Source organism: Citrobacter farmeri, from assembly GCF_019048065.1.
Classification (GTDB): domain Bacteria; phylum Pseudomonadota; class Gammaproteobacteria; order Enterobacterales; family Enterobacteriaceae; genus Citrobacter_A; species Citrobacter_A farmeri.
The window spans coordinates 4,439,969-4,455,526 of sequence record NZ_CP077291.1; the positions used below are offsets into that span (position 1 = coordinate 4,439,969).

Annotated in this window: 13 protein-coding genes; 9 read left to right on the plus strand and 4 right to left on the minus strand. The window is 54.9% G+C overall.

The genetic code is table 11. The features are described 5' to 3' along the window. Positions 1–71: 71 nt before the first annotated feature. Positions 72–1,424, minus strand: coding sequence for a two-component system sensor histidine kinase EnvZ (gene envZ, locus I6L53_RS21040; RefSeq protein ID WP_042322894.1), 1,353 nt, complete (start codon positions 1,422–1,424; stop codon positions 72–74). After that, positions 1,421–2,140 (minus strand): osmolarity response regulator transcription factor OmpR, encoded by a 720-nt coding sequence (ompR, locus tag I6L53_RS21045; protein WP_001157751.1) that lies wholly within the window; start codon positions 2,138–2,140, stop codon positions 1,421–1,423. Before ompR ends, envZ begins: the two co-directional genes overlap by 4 nt. A gap of 226 nt (positions 2,141–2,366) precedes the next feature. Here ompR and greB point away from each other — a divergent pair, with 226 nt between their 5' ends. The 6 genes from greB to I6L53_RS21075 all read left to right on the plus strand — a co-directional run bounded on the left by greB (position 2,367) and on the right by I6L53_RS21075 (position 9,599). Continuing rightward, a complete protein-coding gene (greB, locus tag I6L53_RS21050; RefSeq protein ID WP_042322896.1) occupies positions 2,367–2,840 on the plus strand; it encodes a transcription elongation factor GreB in 474 nt (157 codons plus the stop codon). Positions 2,841–2,938: 98 nt separating this feature from the next. Next, complete coding sequence (locus I6L53_RS21055; protein WP_042322898.1) at positions 2,939–5,257, plus strand: Tex family protein; 2,319 nt, start codon at positions 2,939–2,941, stop codon at positions 5,255–5,257. Between the two features lie 376 nt (positions 5,258–5,633). Beyond that, the gene (gene feoA / locus I6L53_RS21060; protein WP_042322899.1) at positions 5,634–5,861 is read left to right on the plus strand and encodes a ferrous iron transporter A; all 228 of its coding nucleotides are present in this window, start codon (positions 5,634–5,636) and stop codon (positions 5,859–5,861) included. 18 nt (positions 5,862–5,879) lie between these two features. Further along, positions 5,880–8,201 carry a Fe(2+) transporter permease subunit FeoB gene (gene feoB, locus I6L53_RS21065; RefSeq protein WP_042322902.1) on the plus strand — a complete coding sequence of 774 codons (2,322 nt, stop codon included), beginning with the start codon at positions 5,880–5,882 and terminating at the stop codon, positions 8,199–8,201. A 9-nt stretch (positions 8,202–8,210) separates the two neighbouring features. Continuing rightward, entirely contained in the window at positions 8,211–8,447 is a 237-nt protein-coding gene (feoC, locus tag I6L53_RS21070) for a [Fe-S]-dependent transcriptional repressor FeoC (RefSeq protein ID WP_042322903.1), read from the plus strand. Positions 8,448–8,636: 189 nt separating this feature from the next. Next, a complete protein-coding gene (locus I6L53_RS21075; RefSeq protein WP_042322905.1) occupies positions 8,637–9,599 on the plus strand; it encodes an Rpn family recombination-promoting nuclease/putative transposase in 963 nt (320 codons plus the stop codon). 49 nt (positions 9,600–9,648) lie between these two features. Here the strand turns inward: I6L53_RS21075 and bioH are convergent, their stop codons facing one another. Continuing rightward, on the minus strand, positions 9,649–10,419 hold the full coding sequence (bioH, locus tag I6L53_RS21080; RefSeq protein WP_042322908.1) for a pimeloyl-ACP methyl ester esterase BioH: 771 nt from the start codon (positions 10,417–10,419) through the stop codon (positions 9,649–9,651). Positions 10,420–10,456: 37 nt separating this feature from the next. On the opposite strand from bioH, the gene gntX reads away from it, so the two are divergent. The 3 genes from gntX to gntT all read left to right on the plus strand — a co-directional run bounded on the left by gntX (position 10,457) and on the right by gntT (position 13,425). Continuing rightward, positions 10,457–11,140: a DNA utilization protein GntX gene (gene gntX, locus I6L53_RS21085; protein ID WP_042322910.1), complete on the plus strand. Its 684-nt coding sequence runs from the start codon at positions 10,457–10,459 to the stop codon at positions 11,138–11,140. 58 nt (positions 11,141–11,198) lie between these two features. Next, positions 11,199–11,774 (plus strand): Fe-S biogenesis protein NfuA, encoded by a 576-nt coding sequence (nfuA, locus tag I6L53_RS21090; RefSeq protein ID WP_042322912.1) that lies wholly within the window; start codon positions 11,199–11,201, stop codon positions 11,772–11,774. Positions 11,775–12,108: 334 nt separating this feature from the next. Further along, positions 12,109–13,425, plus strand: coding sequence for a gluconate transporter (gntT, locus tag I6L53_RS21095; RefSeq protein ID WP_042322914.1), 1,317 nt, complete (start codon positions 12,109–12,111; stop codon positions 13,423–13,425). Between the two features lie 39 nt (positions 13,426–13,464). Here the strand turns inward: gntT and malQ are convergent, their stop codons facing one another. Next, the gene (malQ, locus tag I6L53_RS21100) at positions 13,465–15,552 is read right to left on the minus strand and encodes a 4-alpha-glucanotransferase (RefSeq protein ID WP_042322916.1); all 2,088 of its coding nucleotides are present in this window, start codon (positions 15,550–15,552) and stop codon (positions 13,465–13,467) included. Positions 15,553–15,558: the final 6 nt, after the last annotated feature.

Below are 15,558 nucleotides of genomic sequence, written 5' to 3' on the forward strand. Positions count from 1 at the left end.
CCAGGCCGGACGATCGTTTCTGCTTTATCCGGCCAACAGAAAGAACAAGGGAGGCATTGTGCCTCCCTTTTTTATGCCTCTTTTGTCGTCCCCTGGACACGGACCACAGGAACCGGTAGCCAGGCGCGGATGGAGAGCCCGCCCCGCTCACTGGTCCCAATTTCCAGCATACCGTTATGGTTATCGATAATACGCTGCACAATTGCCAGCCCTAACCCGGTACCGCTGGTGCTGCGCGCACTGTCGCCACGCACAAACGGCTGGAACAGGTGTTTGCGCTGTTCAGGTTTAATGCCGGGGCCGTCATCCTCCACCTGGAACCAGGCTCGATGAGGTTCTGTCCCGCTGCTGACTTTGATCCATCCGTTGCCATAGCGCGCAGCGTTAACCACCATGTTGGCCACCGCACGCTTAATAGACAGCGGATGCATTTTCACCTGAATGCTGCCCGGCTGTAGCGCCGTATCAATTTCACGCTCATAGCCGCTTTCTGCTGCCACCACCTCGCCCAGCACGGCGTTAAGATCGGCCATCTCCATCGGCATTTCCTGTCCGGTACGCAGATAGTCGATGAACTGCTCAATGATCGCGTTGCACTCTTCGATATCTTTGTTGATGGACTCCGCCAGATAGCCATCCTGCTCACCCATCATTTCCGTCGCGAGACGAATACGCGTCAGCGGCGTGCGAAGATCGTGACTGACCCCCGCCATCAGCAGCGTTCGGTCATCCGCTAACTGCTTCACCCCGGCCGCCATATGGTTGAAGGCACGGGTCACTGAGCGTACCTCAGACGCGCCGTACTCACGCAGCGGCGGTGGAATAATGCCTTTCCCAACCTGCAACGCGGCATGCTCGAGATCCACCAGGGGGCGATTTTGTATACGGATAAACAGCCACGCTCCCCCTATCGCCAGAAGCATGATGGCCAGCGTATAGCGGAACAGCGGGGAGAAGTCGCCCTGATGAATTTCCGTTAACGGCACGCGTACCCAGATATTGGGCGACAGCCAGGTTTTCAGCCAGACGACTGGCGAGCTTTTGTTGACCTCAACACGCACCTCCGTCGGGCCGCCCAACTGCTGCGCCATCTGATGGCTTAAGAATTCATAGTGTTGGGCCCAGCGCAGTCCGGCCTCTTCGGCGGCTTCGTTGGAATAGAGAGAAATCCCCAGCTCGCGGTAAATTTCCCGGCGAAAAGCGGGAGGCACCACCAGTTGCGTGCCGTCCTCCAGTTGCAGTTTATCGGTCATCAGCATACGCACTTCGTAGGCCAGGACCTTATTAAACTGCTGGAGACTCGGCAAAATCGCAAAGTTCAGCACCACCAGATAAGTCGTCACCAGGCTGACAAACAGCAGAGTGACGATGAGCAGCAGCGTGCGGGCAAATGAACTTCGTGGCGAGAAGCGCATTCGCCTCATGCTTTAGAACCGTCCGGTACAAAGACATAGCCCAGACCCCATACGGTCTGAATGTAACGCGGATGCGCGGGATCTTCTTCGACCATACGACGCAGACGGGAAATCTGTACGTCGATGGAACGTTCCATCGCGGAATACTCGCGGCCACGCGCCAGGTTCATCAGTTTGTCACGGGACAACGGCTCACGCGGGTGGCTTACCAGCGCCTTCAGCACGGCAAATTCACCGCTGGTGAGCGGCATCGGCTCGTCTTCGCGGAACATTTCACGCGTTCCCAGATTCAGTTTGAACTTACCAAAAGCAATGACGGCCTCTTCCTGAGAAGGTGCGCCTGGCAGTTCGTTCGCCTGACGACGTAACACCGCGCGAATACGTGCCAGCAGCTCGCGTGGGTTAAACGGTTTCGGGATATAGTCATCGGCGCCGATTTCCAGGCCGACAATGCGGTCAACTTCTTCACCTTTCGCCGTGACCATAATGATCGGCATCGGGTTACTCTGGCTGCGCAGACGGCGGCAAATAGACAGGCCATCTTCACCCGGCAGCATCAGATCCAGTACCATAAGGTGAAAAGATTCGCGGGTTAGCAGACGATCCATTTGCTCGGCGTTAGCGACGCTTCGAACCTGGAAGCCCTGCTCAGTCAGATAACGCTCCAGCAGCGCACGCAGGCGCATGTCGTCATCGACCACCAGAATTTTATAGTTCTCTTGCATTGTTTGTACTCCCAAAGGTTCGCAACAATTGAAGGTATGTATTCTTAAAAAAGCTTACGTTCGCCACCAGCGAATTCTGGTATGAATTCCAGGCTAAATTGTTACAAAGCATATTTAACAGCAGCTTAAGTATACAATGAAACGCGCCGCACATTATTTATTCTGTTAGCAGGGTGACGTAATACGAATTGTGCGCATCGTCACAGACTTAAAGGTAATCAATAAGATGAAAACGCCTCTGATCACCCGGGAAGGGTACGAAAAACTCAAAAGCGAGCTCAATTACCTCTGGCGTGAAGAACGCCCGGAAGTCACTAAGAAGGTGACCTGGGCGGCGAGTCTGGGTGACCGCAGCGAGAATGCCGACTACCAGTATAATAAAAAGCGACTACGTGAAATCGACAGGCGCGTCCGCTATCTGACCAAATGCCTGGAGAATTTGAAGATTGTCGATTACTCCCCGCAGCAGGAAGGCAAAGTGTTTTTCGGCGCATGGGTCGAGATCGAGAATGACGATGGCGACATCCGCCGTTTTCGGATTGTCGGCTACGATGAAATTTTCGGTCGCAAAGATTACATCTCCATTGACTCGCCTATGGCGCGCGCGCTACTGAAAAAGGAGGTCGGCGATCTCGCTGTGGTCAACACACCTGGCGGGGAAGCGAGCTGGTATGTGAATGCGATTGAATACGTAAAATGAGCAGGAACAATCCGAAGCCCCGCTCTATGGCTGGCGTTTTTGCCCGCCAATCCGTATAACTGTTCCCTGATTTTTTACTCAGTAGATGAAGCTAATCCATGATGAATGATTCTTTCTGCCGCATTATTGCGGGTGAAATTCAGGCCCGGGCCGACCAGGTCACCGCAGCCGTTCGCCTGCTTGACGAAGGGAACACCGTGCCGTTTATCGCACGTTACCGTAAGGAAATCACCGGCGGCCTGGATGATACGCAACTGCGTAATCTGGAGACCCGACTGGGCTATTTGCGTGAACTGGAAGAGCGCCGTCAGGCCATTCTCAAGTCCATTTCCGAACAAGGCAAACTGACCGATGAGTTGGCCAACGCCATCAACGGCACGTTAAGTAAGACCGAGCTCGAAGATCTGTATCTCCCGTATAAACCGAAACGCCGCACCCGTGGCCAGATAGCAATTGAAGCCGGTCTGGAACCGCTGGCCGACCTGCTGTGGAACAACCCATCGCACGATCCGGAAACCGAAGCGGCGAAGTATATTGATGCCGAAAAAGGTATCGCCGACAGCAAAGCCGCGCTTGATGGCGCGCGCTATATCCTGATGGAACGCTTTGCCGAAGACGCTGCACTGCTGGCAAAGGTGCGTGACTACCTGTGGAAAAATGCCCATCTGGTTGCCAGCGTGATCGGCGGCAAGGAAGAAGAAGGCGCGAAATTCCGCGACTACTTCGATCATCACGAGCCAATTGCATCCGTACCTTCTCACCGCGCGCTGGCCATGTTCCGCGGTCGTAATGAAGGTGTGTTGCAGCTTTCGCTGAACGCCGACCCGCAATTCGATGAGCCGCCGAAAGAGAGCCACTGCGAACAGATCATCATGGATCACCTCGGTCTGCGTCTGAACAACGCGCCGGCTGATAGTTGGCGTAAAGGCGTGGTGAGCTGGACGTGGCGCATCAAGGTGTTGATGCATCTCGAAACGGAGCTGATGGGAACCGTTCGCGAACGTGCAGAAGACGAAGCGATTAACGTATTTGCCCGCAACCTGCACGACCTGCTGATGGCGGCACCGGCAGGTCTGCGCGCCACCATGGGTCTCGATCCGGGTCTGCGAACCGGGGTAAAAGTCGCGGTAGTGGATGGCACCGGTAAACTGGTCGCCACCGATACCATCTATCCTCACACCGGTCAGGCGGCGAAAGCGGCCGTGGTGGTAGCGGCATTATGCGAAAAGTACAACGTGGAACTGGTGGCAATTGGTAACGGCACCGCCTCACGCGAAACCGAGCGCTTCTTCCTCGACGTACAGAAACAGTTCCCGAAAGTGACGGCGCAGAAAGTGATCGTCAGCGAAGCCGGCGCGTCAGTCTATTCCGCGTCAGAACTGGCGGCCCAGGAGTTCCCGGATCTCGACGTCTCGCTGCGTGGCGCGGTATCTATTGCGCGTCGTCTGCAGGATCCCCTCGCTGAGCTGGTGAAAATCGATCCGAAATCGATCGGGGTTGGTCAATATCAGCATGATGTCAGCCAGACGCAGTTAGCCCGCAAGCTGGATGCAGTGGTGGAAGACTGTGTAAACGCCGTCGGCGTCGACCTGAACACGGCATCGGTTCCGCTGTTAACCCGCGTGGCCGGTCTGACCCGCATGATGGCGCAGAATATCGTGACCTGGCGCGATGAGAACGGCCAGTTCCAGAATCGTCAGCAACTGTTGAAAGTCAGTCGTCTGGGACCGAAGGCCTTCGAGCAGTGCGCAGGTTTCTTGCGTATTAACCATGGGGATAACCCGCTCGATGCTTCCACGGTTCACCCGGAAGCGTATCCGGTCGTGGAGCGCATTCTGGCGGCAACTCAACAGGCCCTGAAAGACCTGATGGGTAACAGCAGCGAACTGCGCAATCTGAAAGCCGTCGATTTCACCGACGACAAGTTTGGTGTCCCAACCGTCAGCGACATCATTAAAGAACTGGAGAAACCAGGGCGCGATCCGCGTCCGGAGTTCAAAACCGCGCAGTTTGCCGATGGTGTGGAGACCATGAACGATCTGCAGCCGGGGATGATTCTCGAAGGCGCGGTCACCAACGTCACCAACTTTGGCGCGTTTGTGGATATCGGCGTTCACCAGGATGGCCTGGTCCATATCTCATCGCTATCGAACAAGTTCGTCGAAGATCCGCATACCGTGGTGAAAGCTGGCGATATCGTGAAGGTGAAAGTGCTGGAAGTTGACCTGCAGCGTAAGCGTATTGCCCTGACGATGCGCCTGGACGAACAGCCGGGTGAAACCAATTCCCGTCGTGGCGGCGGCGGAAACGACCGTCCGGCAGCAAAAGTGGCAAAACCGCGTAGCCGTGAAGCGCAGCCCGCTGGCAACAGCGCGATGATGGATGCGCTGGCGGCAGCAATGGGTAAAAAACGTTAAGTTTGGATTATGTGCCGGATAGCGATGGAAACATCGTATCCGGCATATTGTCACTGTTCTCTCTCACCATCCCCACTGTATTTTTCACCTCGTTAACAGATGAAACCTTAATTAAACATTAACAACGTTAATTTATTAAAAATTCAAATCATTTCACCTGGCGGTTATTATTTTTGAGCCATATCAAAAATGGCGCAGATTATTATTCAAACCAACATTCCGTCACATTTAATCGGTTGAAGATAAAAACCATTCTCATTATCATTGTATTGTAGAATATTTAGTCTTTCCTTCGTTGGCTAATCATCTGGTCTCATGCCGCGCCACTTTGCCCCATGAGGTAAACATCCAGTGAGTGAGAAACAAGTAGGCTCTTATGCAATTTGCTCCAGATACTGCGTGGAAAATTACCGGCTTTGCCCGTGAAATAAGCCCTGCATACCGTCAGAAACTGCTCTCCCTCGGCATGCTTCCGGGGTCCTCATTTAACGTAGTGCGCGTCGCCCCCTTAGGCGATCCTGTTCATATTGAAACACGCCGCGTTAGCCTGGTATTGCGTAAAAAAGACCTGGCATTATTAGAACTGGAAGCGGTTTCCTGTTAATACAGTGAGTCTATAACGATGAAAAAATTAACCATTGGCTTAATTGGTAATCCAAATTCCGGCAAGACGACGCTGTTTAACCAACTGACCGGCGCCCGACAACGCGTAGGCAACTGGGCCGGGGTCACGGTGGAACGTAAAGAGGGGCAATTTTCAACCACGGATCATCAGGTCACGCTGGTCGATCTGCCCGGCACGTATTCGCTCACCACCATCTCTTCACAAACCTCTCTGGATGAACAGATTGCCTGCCACTATATTCTGAGCGGCGACGCCGACCTGTTAATTAACGTGGTGGATGCCTCAAACCTTGAACGTAATCTCTATCTGACGCTACAACTGCTTGAGCTGGGCATTCCCTGCATTGTCGCACTCAACATGCTCGACATTGCGGAAAAACAGCAAATCCGGATTGATATCGATGCCCTTTCAGCCCGTCTTGGCTGCCCGGTTGTCCCGCTGGTTTCCACTCGCGGACGCGGTATTGAAGCGCTGAAGCTGGCGATTGACCGCCACAGCGAAAATGAAAACGTCGAACTGGTGCATTACGCCCAGCCGTTGCTGCGTGAGGCCGATAGACTGGCGAACGCAATGGCAAAAGAGATGCCAGCACAACAGCGTCGCTGGCTCGGCCTGCAAATGCTGGAAGGGGATATCTATAGCCGGGCATACGCTGGTGACGCCGCGGCGCAGTTGGAGATTTCTCTGGCGCATCTGAGTGATGAGATGGACGATCCGGCGCTACATATCGCCGATGCGCGTTACCAGTGCATTGCGGCGATCTGCGACGTGGTAAGCAACACCCTGACGGCAGAGCCCAGCCGCTTTACGACGGCAGTGGACAAAATCATCCTCAACCGTTTTCTGGGTCTGCCTATTTTCCTGTTTGTGATGTACCTGATGTTCCTGCTCGCCATAAACATTGGCGGCGCGTTGGCCCCGATTTTTGATGCCGGCTCTGTGGCGATCTTTATTCATGGGATTCAGTGGATCGGCTATACCCTTCACTTCCCGGACTGGCTGACCATCTTCCTCGCGCAAGGGCTGGGCGGCGGGATTAACACTGTTCTGCCGCTGGTCCCGCAGATCGGCATGATGTACCTGTTCCTCTCGTTCCTCGAAGACTCCGGTTACATGGCGCGGGCGGCGTTTGTGATGGACCGTTTGATGCAGGCGCTGGGACTGCCGGGTAAATCGTTCGTCCCACTGATTGTCGGCTTTGGCTGCAACGTACCGTCGGTGATGGGAGCCCGTACCCTGGATGCGCCACGCGAGCGTCTGATGACAATCATGATGGCTCCGTTCATGTCCTGTGGTGCGCGACTGGCGATTTTCGCCGTGTTTGCCGCGGCCTTCTTCGGGCAAAATGGCGCACTGGCGGTATTCTCGCTGTACGTGTTGGGCATTGTGATGGCGGTGCTCACCGGCCTGATGCTCAAACACACCATTATGCGTGGCGAAGCCTCCCCGTTTGTCATGGAGCTTCCGGTTTATCACGTTCCGCATATCAAGAGTCTGATCATCCAGACCTGGCAGCGCCTGAAAGGATTTGTGCTGCGTGCCGGGAAAGTGATCGTCATTGTCAGCATCTTCCTGAGCGCGTTTAACAGCTTCTCGCTGAGCGGCAAAATTGTCGATAACATCAACGATTCAGCGCTGGCCTCCGTCAGCCGTGCCATCACCCCCATCTTCAAGCCGATTGGCGTTCACGAAGACAACTGGCAGGCAACGGTCGGACTGTTCACAGGAGCGATGGCAAAAGAAGTGGTGGTCGGGACGCTCAACACGCTCTATACCGCGGAAAATATTCAGGATGAGGAATTTAATCCGGCTGAATTTAATCTTGGGGATGAACTACTGAGCGCGCTGGATGAAACCTGGCAGAGCCTGAAAGATACCTTTAGCCTGAGCGTGCTGGCAAACCCTATCGAAGCCAGCAAAGGCGACGGTGAAATGGCGACCGGCGCAATGGGCGTAATGGATGCGAAATTTGGCAGCGCCGCAGCGGCCTATAGCTACCTGATTTTCGTCCTGCTGTACGTTCCGTGCATCTCGGTAATGGGGGCAATTGCCCGTGAATCCAGCCGCGGCTGGATGGGGTTCTCCATTTTGTGGGGTCTGAACATCGCCTACTCGCTGTCAACCGTGTTCTACCAGGTTGCCAGCTACAGTGAGCACCCGCGCTACAGTCTGGTCTGCATCCTGGCTGTGATTCTGTTTAACGTTGTGGTTCTGGAACTGCTGCGTCGGGCGCGGAGCCGGGTGAATGTCAATCTGCTGGCAACGCGGAAAAACGCCAGCGACTGCTGTACCCGCGCCACCACCGGCGATTGCCACTAAGGTGTCACAATGGCTTCGCTAATTCAGGTTCGCGATTTACTGGCCTTGCAAGGACGCATGGAGGCAGAGCAAATCAGCCGTACATTGCATACGCCGCAGCCGATGATCGACGCCATGCTCAATCAACTGGAGACAATGGGTAAAGCCACACGGATTCAGGAGGAGCCTGACGGCTGTCTCTCCGGAAGTTGCAAGAGTTGCCCGGAAGGCAAAGCCTGTCTGCGTGAATGGTGGATGCTGCGTTAGATTTACGCCGGATGGCGCAGTGAACGTCGCCATCCGGTATTTTGCGCACCAGGTTCCATAAAACTAAATCACTTTCAGTAAGCCAACGATTTCCTCCCACCTTCTTCGCATTGTTAACAACAGGAAGATGCTTTCCTCCCCTCCAGCCAGATAGAGTCACGCCATCTTTTATTCCGGTGAGGGATCGCCATGAATACGGCTTCCAGTACGACACCGCACGATGCGATTTTCAAAACATTTTTGAGCCACCCGGCGACCGCGCAGGATTTTCTTCAACTCCACCTTCCTGCCTCATTGCGTTCGCTTTGCGACCTACAGACGCTGAAACTGGAATCGACGAGTTTTATTGAAGAAGCGCTGCGCGCCTACTATTGCGATGTGCTGTGGTCACTCAAAACCCGCGAAGGAGAGGGATATATCTACGTCGTCATTGAACATCAGAGCACCGCAGATCCGCACATGGCATTTCGTCTCATGCGCTACGCCATTGCGGCAATGCAACGACATCTGGATGCCGGCCACCAGACGCTTCCCCTGGTGATACCCATGCTGTTTTATCACGGTACGGTCAGTCCCTATCCTTTTTCGCTCTGCTGGTTGGACGAATTTGATAACCCGGACGCCGCACGACGACTGTATGGCGCATCTTTACCACTGGTGGATATTACCGTCGTTCCTGATGATGAGATTATGCAGCATCGTCGTGTAGCACTACTGGAACTGGTGCAAAAACACATCCGCAAGCGGGATTTAATGGGCTTAGTGGAAAAACTGGCGACTCTGCTTATTACGGGGCACGCTAATGACAACCAATTGAAAGCTCTGTTTAATTATCTGTTGCGGGCAGGCGACACCAATCGCTTTCGCGATTTTATACATGGCATGGCCGAACGATTACCCGAACACAAGGAGAGCTTGATGACTATCGCCGAAAGATTACGCCAGGAAGGACATCGCAATGGTCTTCAGGAGGGCCATATCAATGGATTACAGGAAGGGCTGGAAAAGGGTCTGGAAAAGGGCTTGAAGCAGGGTAAACGCGAGGAAGCACTGCGCATCGCCGCCACCATGCTGACTGATGGCATCGACCGTCCCACCATTCTCAGAATCACCGGGCTTACCGCCGATGACTTAATCACGCAGAACCATTAATCGCACAGGCCCGGTAAAGGAATACACTTTCCGGGCGCTTTTCCTGGTGTTATAGCCTTTGCTTCAGCGCCACCAGCGCCTGACAAAACGCATCAGGATGCGAAATAAATGGGGCATGCGCCGCCTTCGCAAAGATCAGCGACTCGCTTTCTGGCCACAGTGCATCAAGCAGTGGTACCACTTTGCGGGGAACGAGCCCGTCCAGATAGCCGTATAAACGCAGGAACGGCACCGTTAACGCTGTTAGCGGTTCACGCAAATCAACCGTCTTGAGGATCTCCAGCCCGCCGTTAAGCACTTCAACTGACGGCATCGGCAGCGCCAGTACCGTTTTCTTTAGCGCGCGGGCATCCTGACGCGCCGTTTCCGTCCCCATCGTCTGCAATGCCAGAAAACGCTCCACTGTTCGCTGGAAGTCTTCGCTGAGTTGCTGCTGGAATCCCGCCAGGACATCGGGTTTGATCCCCGGCCACCCGTCACGCGCGCTGAAACAGGGTGATGACGCCACGGTCACCAGCGCCAGAACGCGTTCTGGATGGGCTAATGCCACCTGGCTTGCCACCAATCCCCCAAGACTCCAGCCAAGCCAGATAGCTTTCTCTGGCGCCTGCTCCAACACACGCTCCGCCATCTCCCCAAGCGTCATGGCCCCAAAACCCTGGCTGCGGCCAAAGCCTGGCAAATCGACCAAATGCAGCGTGAAATGCGAGCTCAGTTCCTCGTTAATGCAATGCCATACTTCGGCGTTAAGTCCCCATCCGTGCAGCAGCACAAGATGACAATTTCCCTCACCAAGGGTCTGCCACCAGATGTCATTCATCAGTTACTGTTCTCTTTTCGCCAACAAGGATGAACCTATGCTAACAGTACCGGGATTATGCTGGCTATGCCGAATGCCGCTGGCGCTCAGTCGCTGGGGGATCTGTTCCGTCTGTGAACGCACGGTGCGTCGGCATGAGCCGCTCTGCCCACGATGCGGACTCCCCTCTGTGCACCCCACGCTTCCCTGCGGTTGCTGTCTGCAAAAACCGCCGCCCTGGCAGCGACTGATTACCGTCAGCGACTACGCCCCGCCGCTCAGCACACTTATCCATCAGCTTAAGTTTTCCCGACGCAGTGAGATCGCTCCAGCGCTGTCACGCGTTTTGTTGCTGGAGGTATTACTGGCGCGCCGTCAGACCGGCCTGCGCCTGCCGGACAGGCTGATCAGCGTCCCTCTCTGGCAGCGCCGCCACTGGCGCAGAGGATTTAATCAAAGCGATTTGTTATGCCAGTCGCTGTCTCGTTGGCTGCGCTGTCCCTGGGATAGTCGGAGCGTCACGCGCATTCGTCCCACCGCCACTCAGCACCATCTCAGCGCCAGATTACGCAGGCGTAACCTGAAAAATGCCTTTCGCCTTGAATTGCCGGTGAAGGGACTCCATATGGTTGTTGTGGATGATGTCATCACGACCGGGAGCACCGTCGCGGAGGTAGCGCAACTGCTTTTACGCAACGGCGCGGCGACTGTCCAGGTATGGTGCCTGTGTCGAACCTTGTAGAGCCTCGATGATGGGCGTATTATAACCAACTAAAATAGTCAACTATTAGGCCATTACTATGATCCGTATTTCCGATGCTGCACAAGCGCACTTTGCCAAACTGCTGGCAAATCAGGAAGAAGGGACGCAAATCCGTGTATTTGTGATTAATCCCGGTACGCCTAACGCTGAATGTGGTGTTTCTTATTGTCCGCCGGACGCCGTGGAAGCAACCGACACCGCCCTGAAATTTGACCTGCTGACCGCTTATGTTGATGAACTGAGTGCGCCCTATCTGGAAGACGCTGAGATCGATTTTGTGACCGATCAGTTGGGCTCTCAACTGACGCTGAAAGCGCCGAATGCGAAAATGCGTAAAGTGGCTGATGATGCGCCATTGATGGAGCGCGTGGAGTATATGCTGCAATCGCAGATTAACCCGCAGCTTGCCAGTCACGGCGGTCGTGTTTCTCTGATGGAAATCACCGACGAAGGCTACGCGATTCTGCAGTTTGGCGGCGGCTGTAACGGCTGTTCCATGGTCGACGTGACCCTGAAAGAAGGGATCGAAAAGCAGTTGCTGAACGAATTCCCTGAGCTGAAAGGCGTTCGCGACCTGACCGAACACCAGCGCGGCGAACACTCTTACTACTAAGTTCTCTGCCCGCGTATTACCCGATTATGCTTGCGCTTATCGGGCAATACGCGATCGGGCTGCGCCCTCTCAACATATTCTGCAACATCCTCTCCGATAATTTGACCTGCCTCGCATAATTTAAATTTTGCCTGCCGGGGTGATTCTCAATCACCCTATGTTACCCGTATCATTCCTGTGGGCACCAAACACACACTTAACATCCGACTAAACTAGACAGTTTTAAGGGTAATCCGTCGAGGTGCTGTTACGTCTCTGTTCCCGGTTGGGACAAACGTAGTTTGTCGTCAAAACATTGACGTTACCCATAACAAATCGAAAGGCCAGGTAAATCATGCCATTAGTCATCGTTGCTATCGGTGTAATCTTGTTATTACTCCTGATGATCCGCTTCAAAATGAACGGTTTCATCGCTCTCGTCCTGGTGGCGCTTGCGGTTGGATTGATGCAAGGAATGCCGCTGGATAAAGTCATTGGCTCCATCAAAGCCGGCGTCGGCGGTACTCTGGGGAGTCTTGCCCTGATTATGGGGTTTGGCGCCATGCTGGGCAAAATGCTGGCGGACTGCGGAGGTGCGCAACGTATCGCCACTACGCTGATTGCAAAATTTGGTAAGAAACACATTCAGTGGGCCGTAGTATTAACAGGCTTCACCGTTGGTTTTGCACTGTTCTATGAAGTGGGCTTCGTGTTGATGCTGCCGCTGGTCTTTACCATTGCGGCCGCCGCCAACATTCCGCTGCTGTATGTCGGTGTTCCGATGGCCGCCGCGCTCTCCGTAACGCACGGCTTCCTGCCGCCGCACCCGGGCCCGACCGCTATCGCCACCATATTCCATGCTGATATGGGTAAAACTCTGCTGTTCGGTACGATTCTGGCAATCCCGACCGTGATTCTGGCAGGTCCAGTCTTTGCCCGCTGCCTGAAAGGCATTGATAAGCCTATTCCGGAAGGTCTGTACAGCGCGAAAACCTTCACTGAAGAAGAGATGCCGAGCTTTGGCGTCAGTGTCTGGACTTCACTGGTTCCGGTTGTGCTGATGGCGATGCGTGCCATTGCAGAAATGATCCTGCCGAAAGGCCACGCCTTCCTGCCTGTTGCCGAGTTCTTTGGTGACCCGGTGATGGCAACCCTGATTGCGGTGCTGATCGCTATGTTCACCTTCGGTCTGAACCGTGGTCGTTCGATGGATCAGATTAACGATACGCTGATCTCTTCCATCAAAATTATCGCGATGATGCTGTTGATCATCGGTGGTGGCGGTGCGTTCAAGCAGGTACTGGTCGACAGCGGCGTGGACAAATACATTGCATCCATGATGCATGAAACCAACATTTCTCCGCTGCTAATGGCGTGGTCTATCGCCGCCGTTCTGCGTATCGCGTTGGGTTCCGCTACCGTTGCCGCCATTACCGCGGGTGGGATTGTTGCACCGCTGATCGCCACCACCGGCGTCAGCCCTGAGTTGATGGTGATTGCCGTCGGTTCCGGTAGCGTCATCTTCTCTCACGTGAACGATCCAGGCTTCTGGCTGTTCAAAGAGTACTTTAACCTGACGATCGGCGAGACCATCAAGTCCTGGTCGATGCTGGAAACCATTATCTCTGTTTGCGGCCTGATTGGGTGTCTGCTGCTGGGAACCGTGGTTTAACGCTAAAAAAGACCCCGCCTACTGGCGGGTTCTTTATTTTCACTTCTTCTTCGCTGCCGCTTTTCGCCGCTTATCCAGATCCTTAATCAGCTTGTTCACCCGTTCATCGGCAAACATCGCTTCAAGCGTGGTGGAAAGCTTACGACGCCAGTTTTTGTACTGCGAACTGGTACCCGGAATGTTGACCGGCTCCGCCATATTCAGCCAGTCTTCCGGCTGCAACCCTAATAACGCGCTGTTACTGTCGGCAATATAACGCTGCATCCCCCGATTGAGCATCGGCGTCATCGCCATCAGCGAGGCCTTATGTCCGACCCGTTTTGGCAGACAGCCGTACTTATGCAGCGCATCTAATAGCCCCTGTTTCGCACGCTCACGGTCCTGATACAGTCCGCGCAGCACCGCTTCATCAGGGTACAGTCCCAGCGCTTTGCCGAGCGTCAGGTCACCGCTGTCCCAATAGCCCTTGAGCGTAGGAAGATCATGCGTCGTCGCGACAGCCATTGATTGTTCCGGATACGCTTTCGGCGCACGGTAGTTCTTCTCATGGTCGTTCTCAAAATAGAGCACTTTGTAAGAGTACACGCCGCTGGTTCGCAACTTGCCAACAATCTCCACCGGAACGGTCCCCAGATCTTCACCAATCACCATGCAGTGATGACGCTGACTTTCCAGCGCCAGAATCGACAGCAGGTCGTCTACCGGATAGTGAACATAGGCCCCCTGGTCGGCGGTTTCACCGTAGGGGATCCACCACAAACGCAGCATCGACATCACGTGATCGATGCGCAGCGCGCCGCAGTTTTGCATATTCGCCCGCAGGAGTTCGATAAACGGCTCGTAGGCGCGCGCCGTGATGATATGCGGATCCATCGGCGGCAGCCCCCAGTTCTGACCGAGAGGGCCGAGGATATCCGGCGGCGCGCCAACGGAGGCTTTCAGGCAATACAGCTCGCGATCGCACCAGGTTTCCGCCCCACCTTCCGCCACGCCTACCGCCAGATCGCGATACAGGCCAATCGGCATCGTAAAGCCCTGACTGGTCTCCCAGCAGGCGGCAAACTGGGTGTATGCCAGCCATTGCAGCCAGAGCCAGAAATCCACCTCATCATGATGCTCGAGACAGAATTTTTTCACCTCCGGCGAATCAATCGACTGATAAGCCTTCGGCCAGACCGGCCAGCCCCAGCGCAATGCGTCCTCTTTCACCTGATGGGCATGCAGCGCATCAAACGCCGCCTGCCAGTACAGACTATCGCCTTCCTGAGCAACGAACGCCCGGAACGCCGCCATTTGCTCATCGTCGCGCGCGGCAAACCCTTTCCACGCCATGCGCAGCGCCGTCATTTTCAGCGCGGTGACGGTGGAATAATCAACCCATTCAGCGTCCCGTGCCTGTTGCAGCGCCTTCTGGGTGGCGGGCTTCTGCCACCAGGCCTGCGCCTCTTTACTCAGGCGAAAATCGTCTACGGCGTTCACGTCGATGTAAATGACGTTCAGCCAGCGGCGCGAGGACGGGCTGTACGGGCTGGCGCTCTCCGGGTTTGCCGGATAGAGCGCGTGGATCGGGTTGAGGCCGATAAACGCGCCCCCACGCTTCGCCACATCCGCCAGCATCGACTTCAGATCGCCAAAGTCGCCAATCCCCCAGTTGCGCTCTGAACGCAGCGTATACAGCTGAACACAGGCCCCCCAGAGTTTCTGGCCGTTCAGCAGCGCCTGCGGCTCATAGCAGCGTTTTGGCGCCACAATGACACGACAATGGTGGCGCTGCTCATCCTGCGTCAGGGTCAGCGTGTGATAGCCCAGCGGCAGCTTTGTCGGCAGATTAAAAGACTTCCCGCCAGTGGCATGCCCCTTAAACTGCTCCCCCTCTTCGGTGGTCAACAGCCAGTTAAATTCACCGTGTCCTTCCACCGCCAGCGGCATCTTTTTGCCTGCGGTGTAGACCATCACATTCGGCACCGGCGTCACCGCCACTTTTGTGGCGGCGGCGGTACGGTGCATCGCATCCAACAAACGTCGCTTGGTTTCGGCACCAATTGACTGCGGTTTGCCGTGGGCATTGATATAATTGGGACTGATCCCCGCCGCCAGCGCGGCATTATCCAGACGTTTGTGATCCATCGCGCT

Excerpts from the sequence above, each read along its gene's own strand:
- envZ (WP_042322894.1), bottom strand. The coding sequence starts at position 1,424 with ATGAGGCGAATGCGCTTCTCGCCACGAAGTTCATTTGCCCGCACGCTG.
- feoB (WP_042322902.1), top strand. The coding sequence starts at position 5,880 with ATGAAAAAATTAACCATTGGCTTAATTGGTAATCCAAATTCCGGCAAG.
- I6L53_RS21055 (WP_042322898.1), top strand. The coding sequence starts at position 2,939 with ATGATGAATGATTCTTTCTGCCGCATTATTGCGGGTGAAATTCAGGCC.
- greB (WP_042322896.1), top strand. The coding sequence starts at position 2,367 with ATGAAAACGCCTCTGATCACCCGGGAAGGGTACGAAAAACTCAAAAGC.
- malQ (WP_042322916.1), bottom strand. The coding sequence starts at position 15,552 with ATGGATCACAAACGTCTGGATAATGCCGCGCTGGCGGCGGGGATCAGT.
- gntX (WP_042322910.1), top strand. The coding sequence starts at position 10,457 with ATGCTAACAGTACCGGGATTATGCTGGCTATGCCGAATGCCGCTGGCG.
- nfuA (WP_042322912.1), top strand. The coding sequence starts at position 11,199 with ATGATCCGTATTTCCGATGCTGCACAAGCGCACTTTGCCAAACTGCTG.
- ompR (WP_001157751.1), bottom strand. The coding sequence starts at position 2,140 with ATGCAAGAGAACTATAAAATTCTGGTGGTCGATGACGACATGCGCCTG.
- feoC (WP_042322903.1), top strand. The coding sequence starts at position 8,211 with ATGGCTTCGCTAATTCAGGTTCGCGATTTACTGGCCTTGCAAGGACGC.
- bioH (WP_042322908.1), bottom strand. The coding sequence starts at position 10,419 with ATGAATGACATCTGGTGGCAGACCCTTGGTGAGGGAAATTGTCATCTT.
- I6L53_RS21075 (WP_042322905.1), top strand. The coding sequence starts at position 8,637 with ATGAATACGGCTTCCAGTACGACACCGCACGATGCGATTTTCAAAACA.
- feoA (WP_042322899.1), top strand. The coding sequence starts at position 5,634 with ATGCAATTTGCTCCAGATACTGCGTGGAAAATTACCGGCTTTGCCCGT.
- gntT (WP_042322914.1), top strand. The coding sequence starts at position 12,109 with ATGCCATTAGTCATCGTTGCTATCGGTGTAATCTTGTTATTACTCCTG.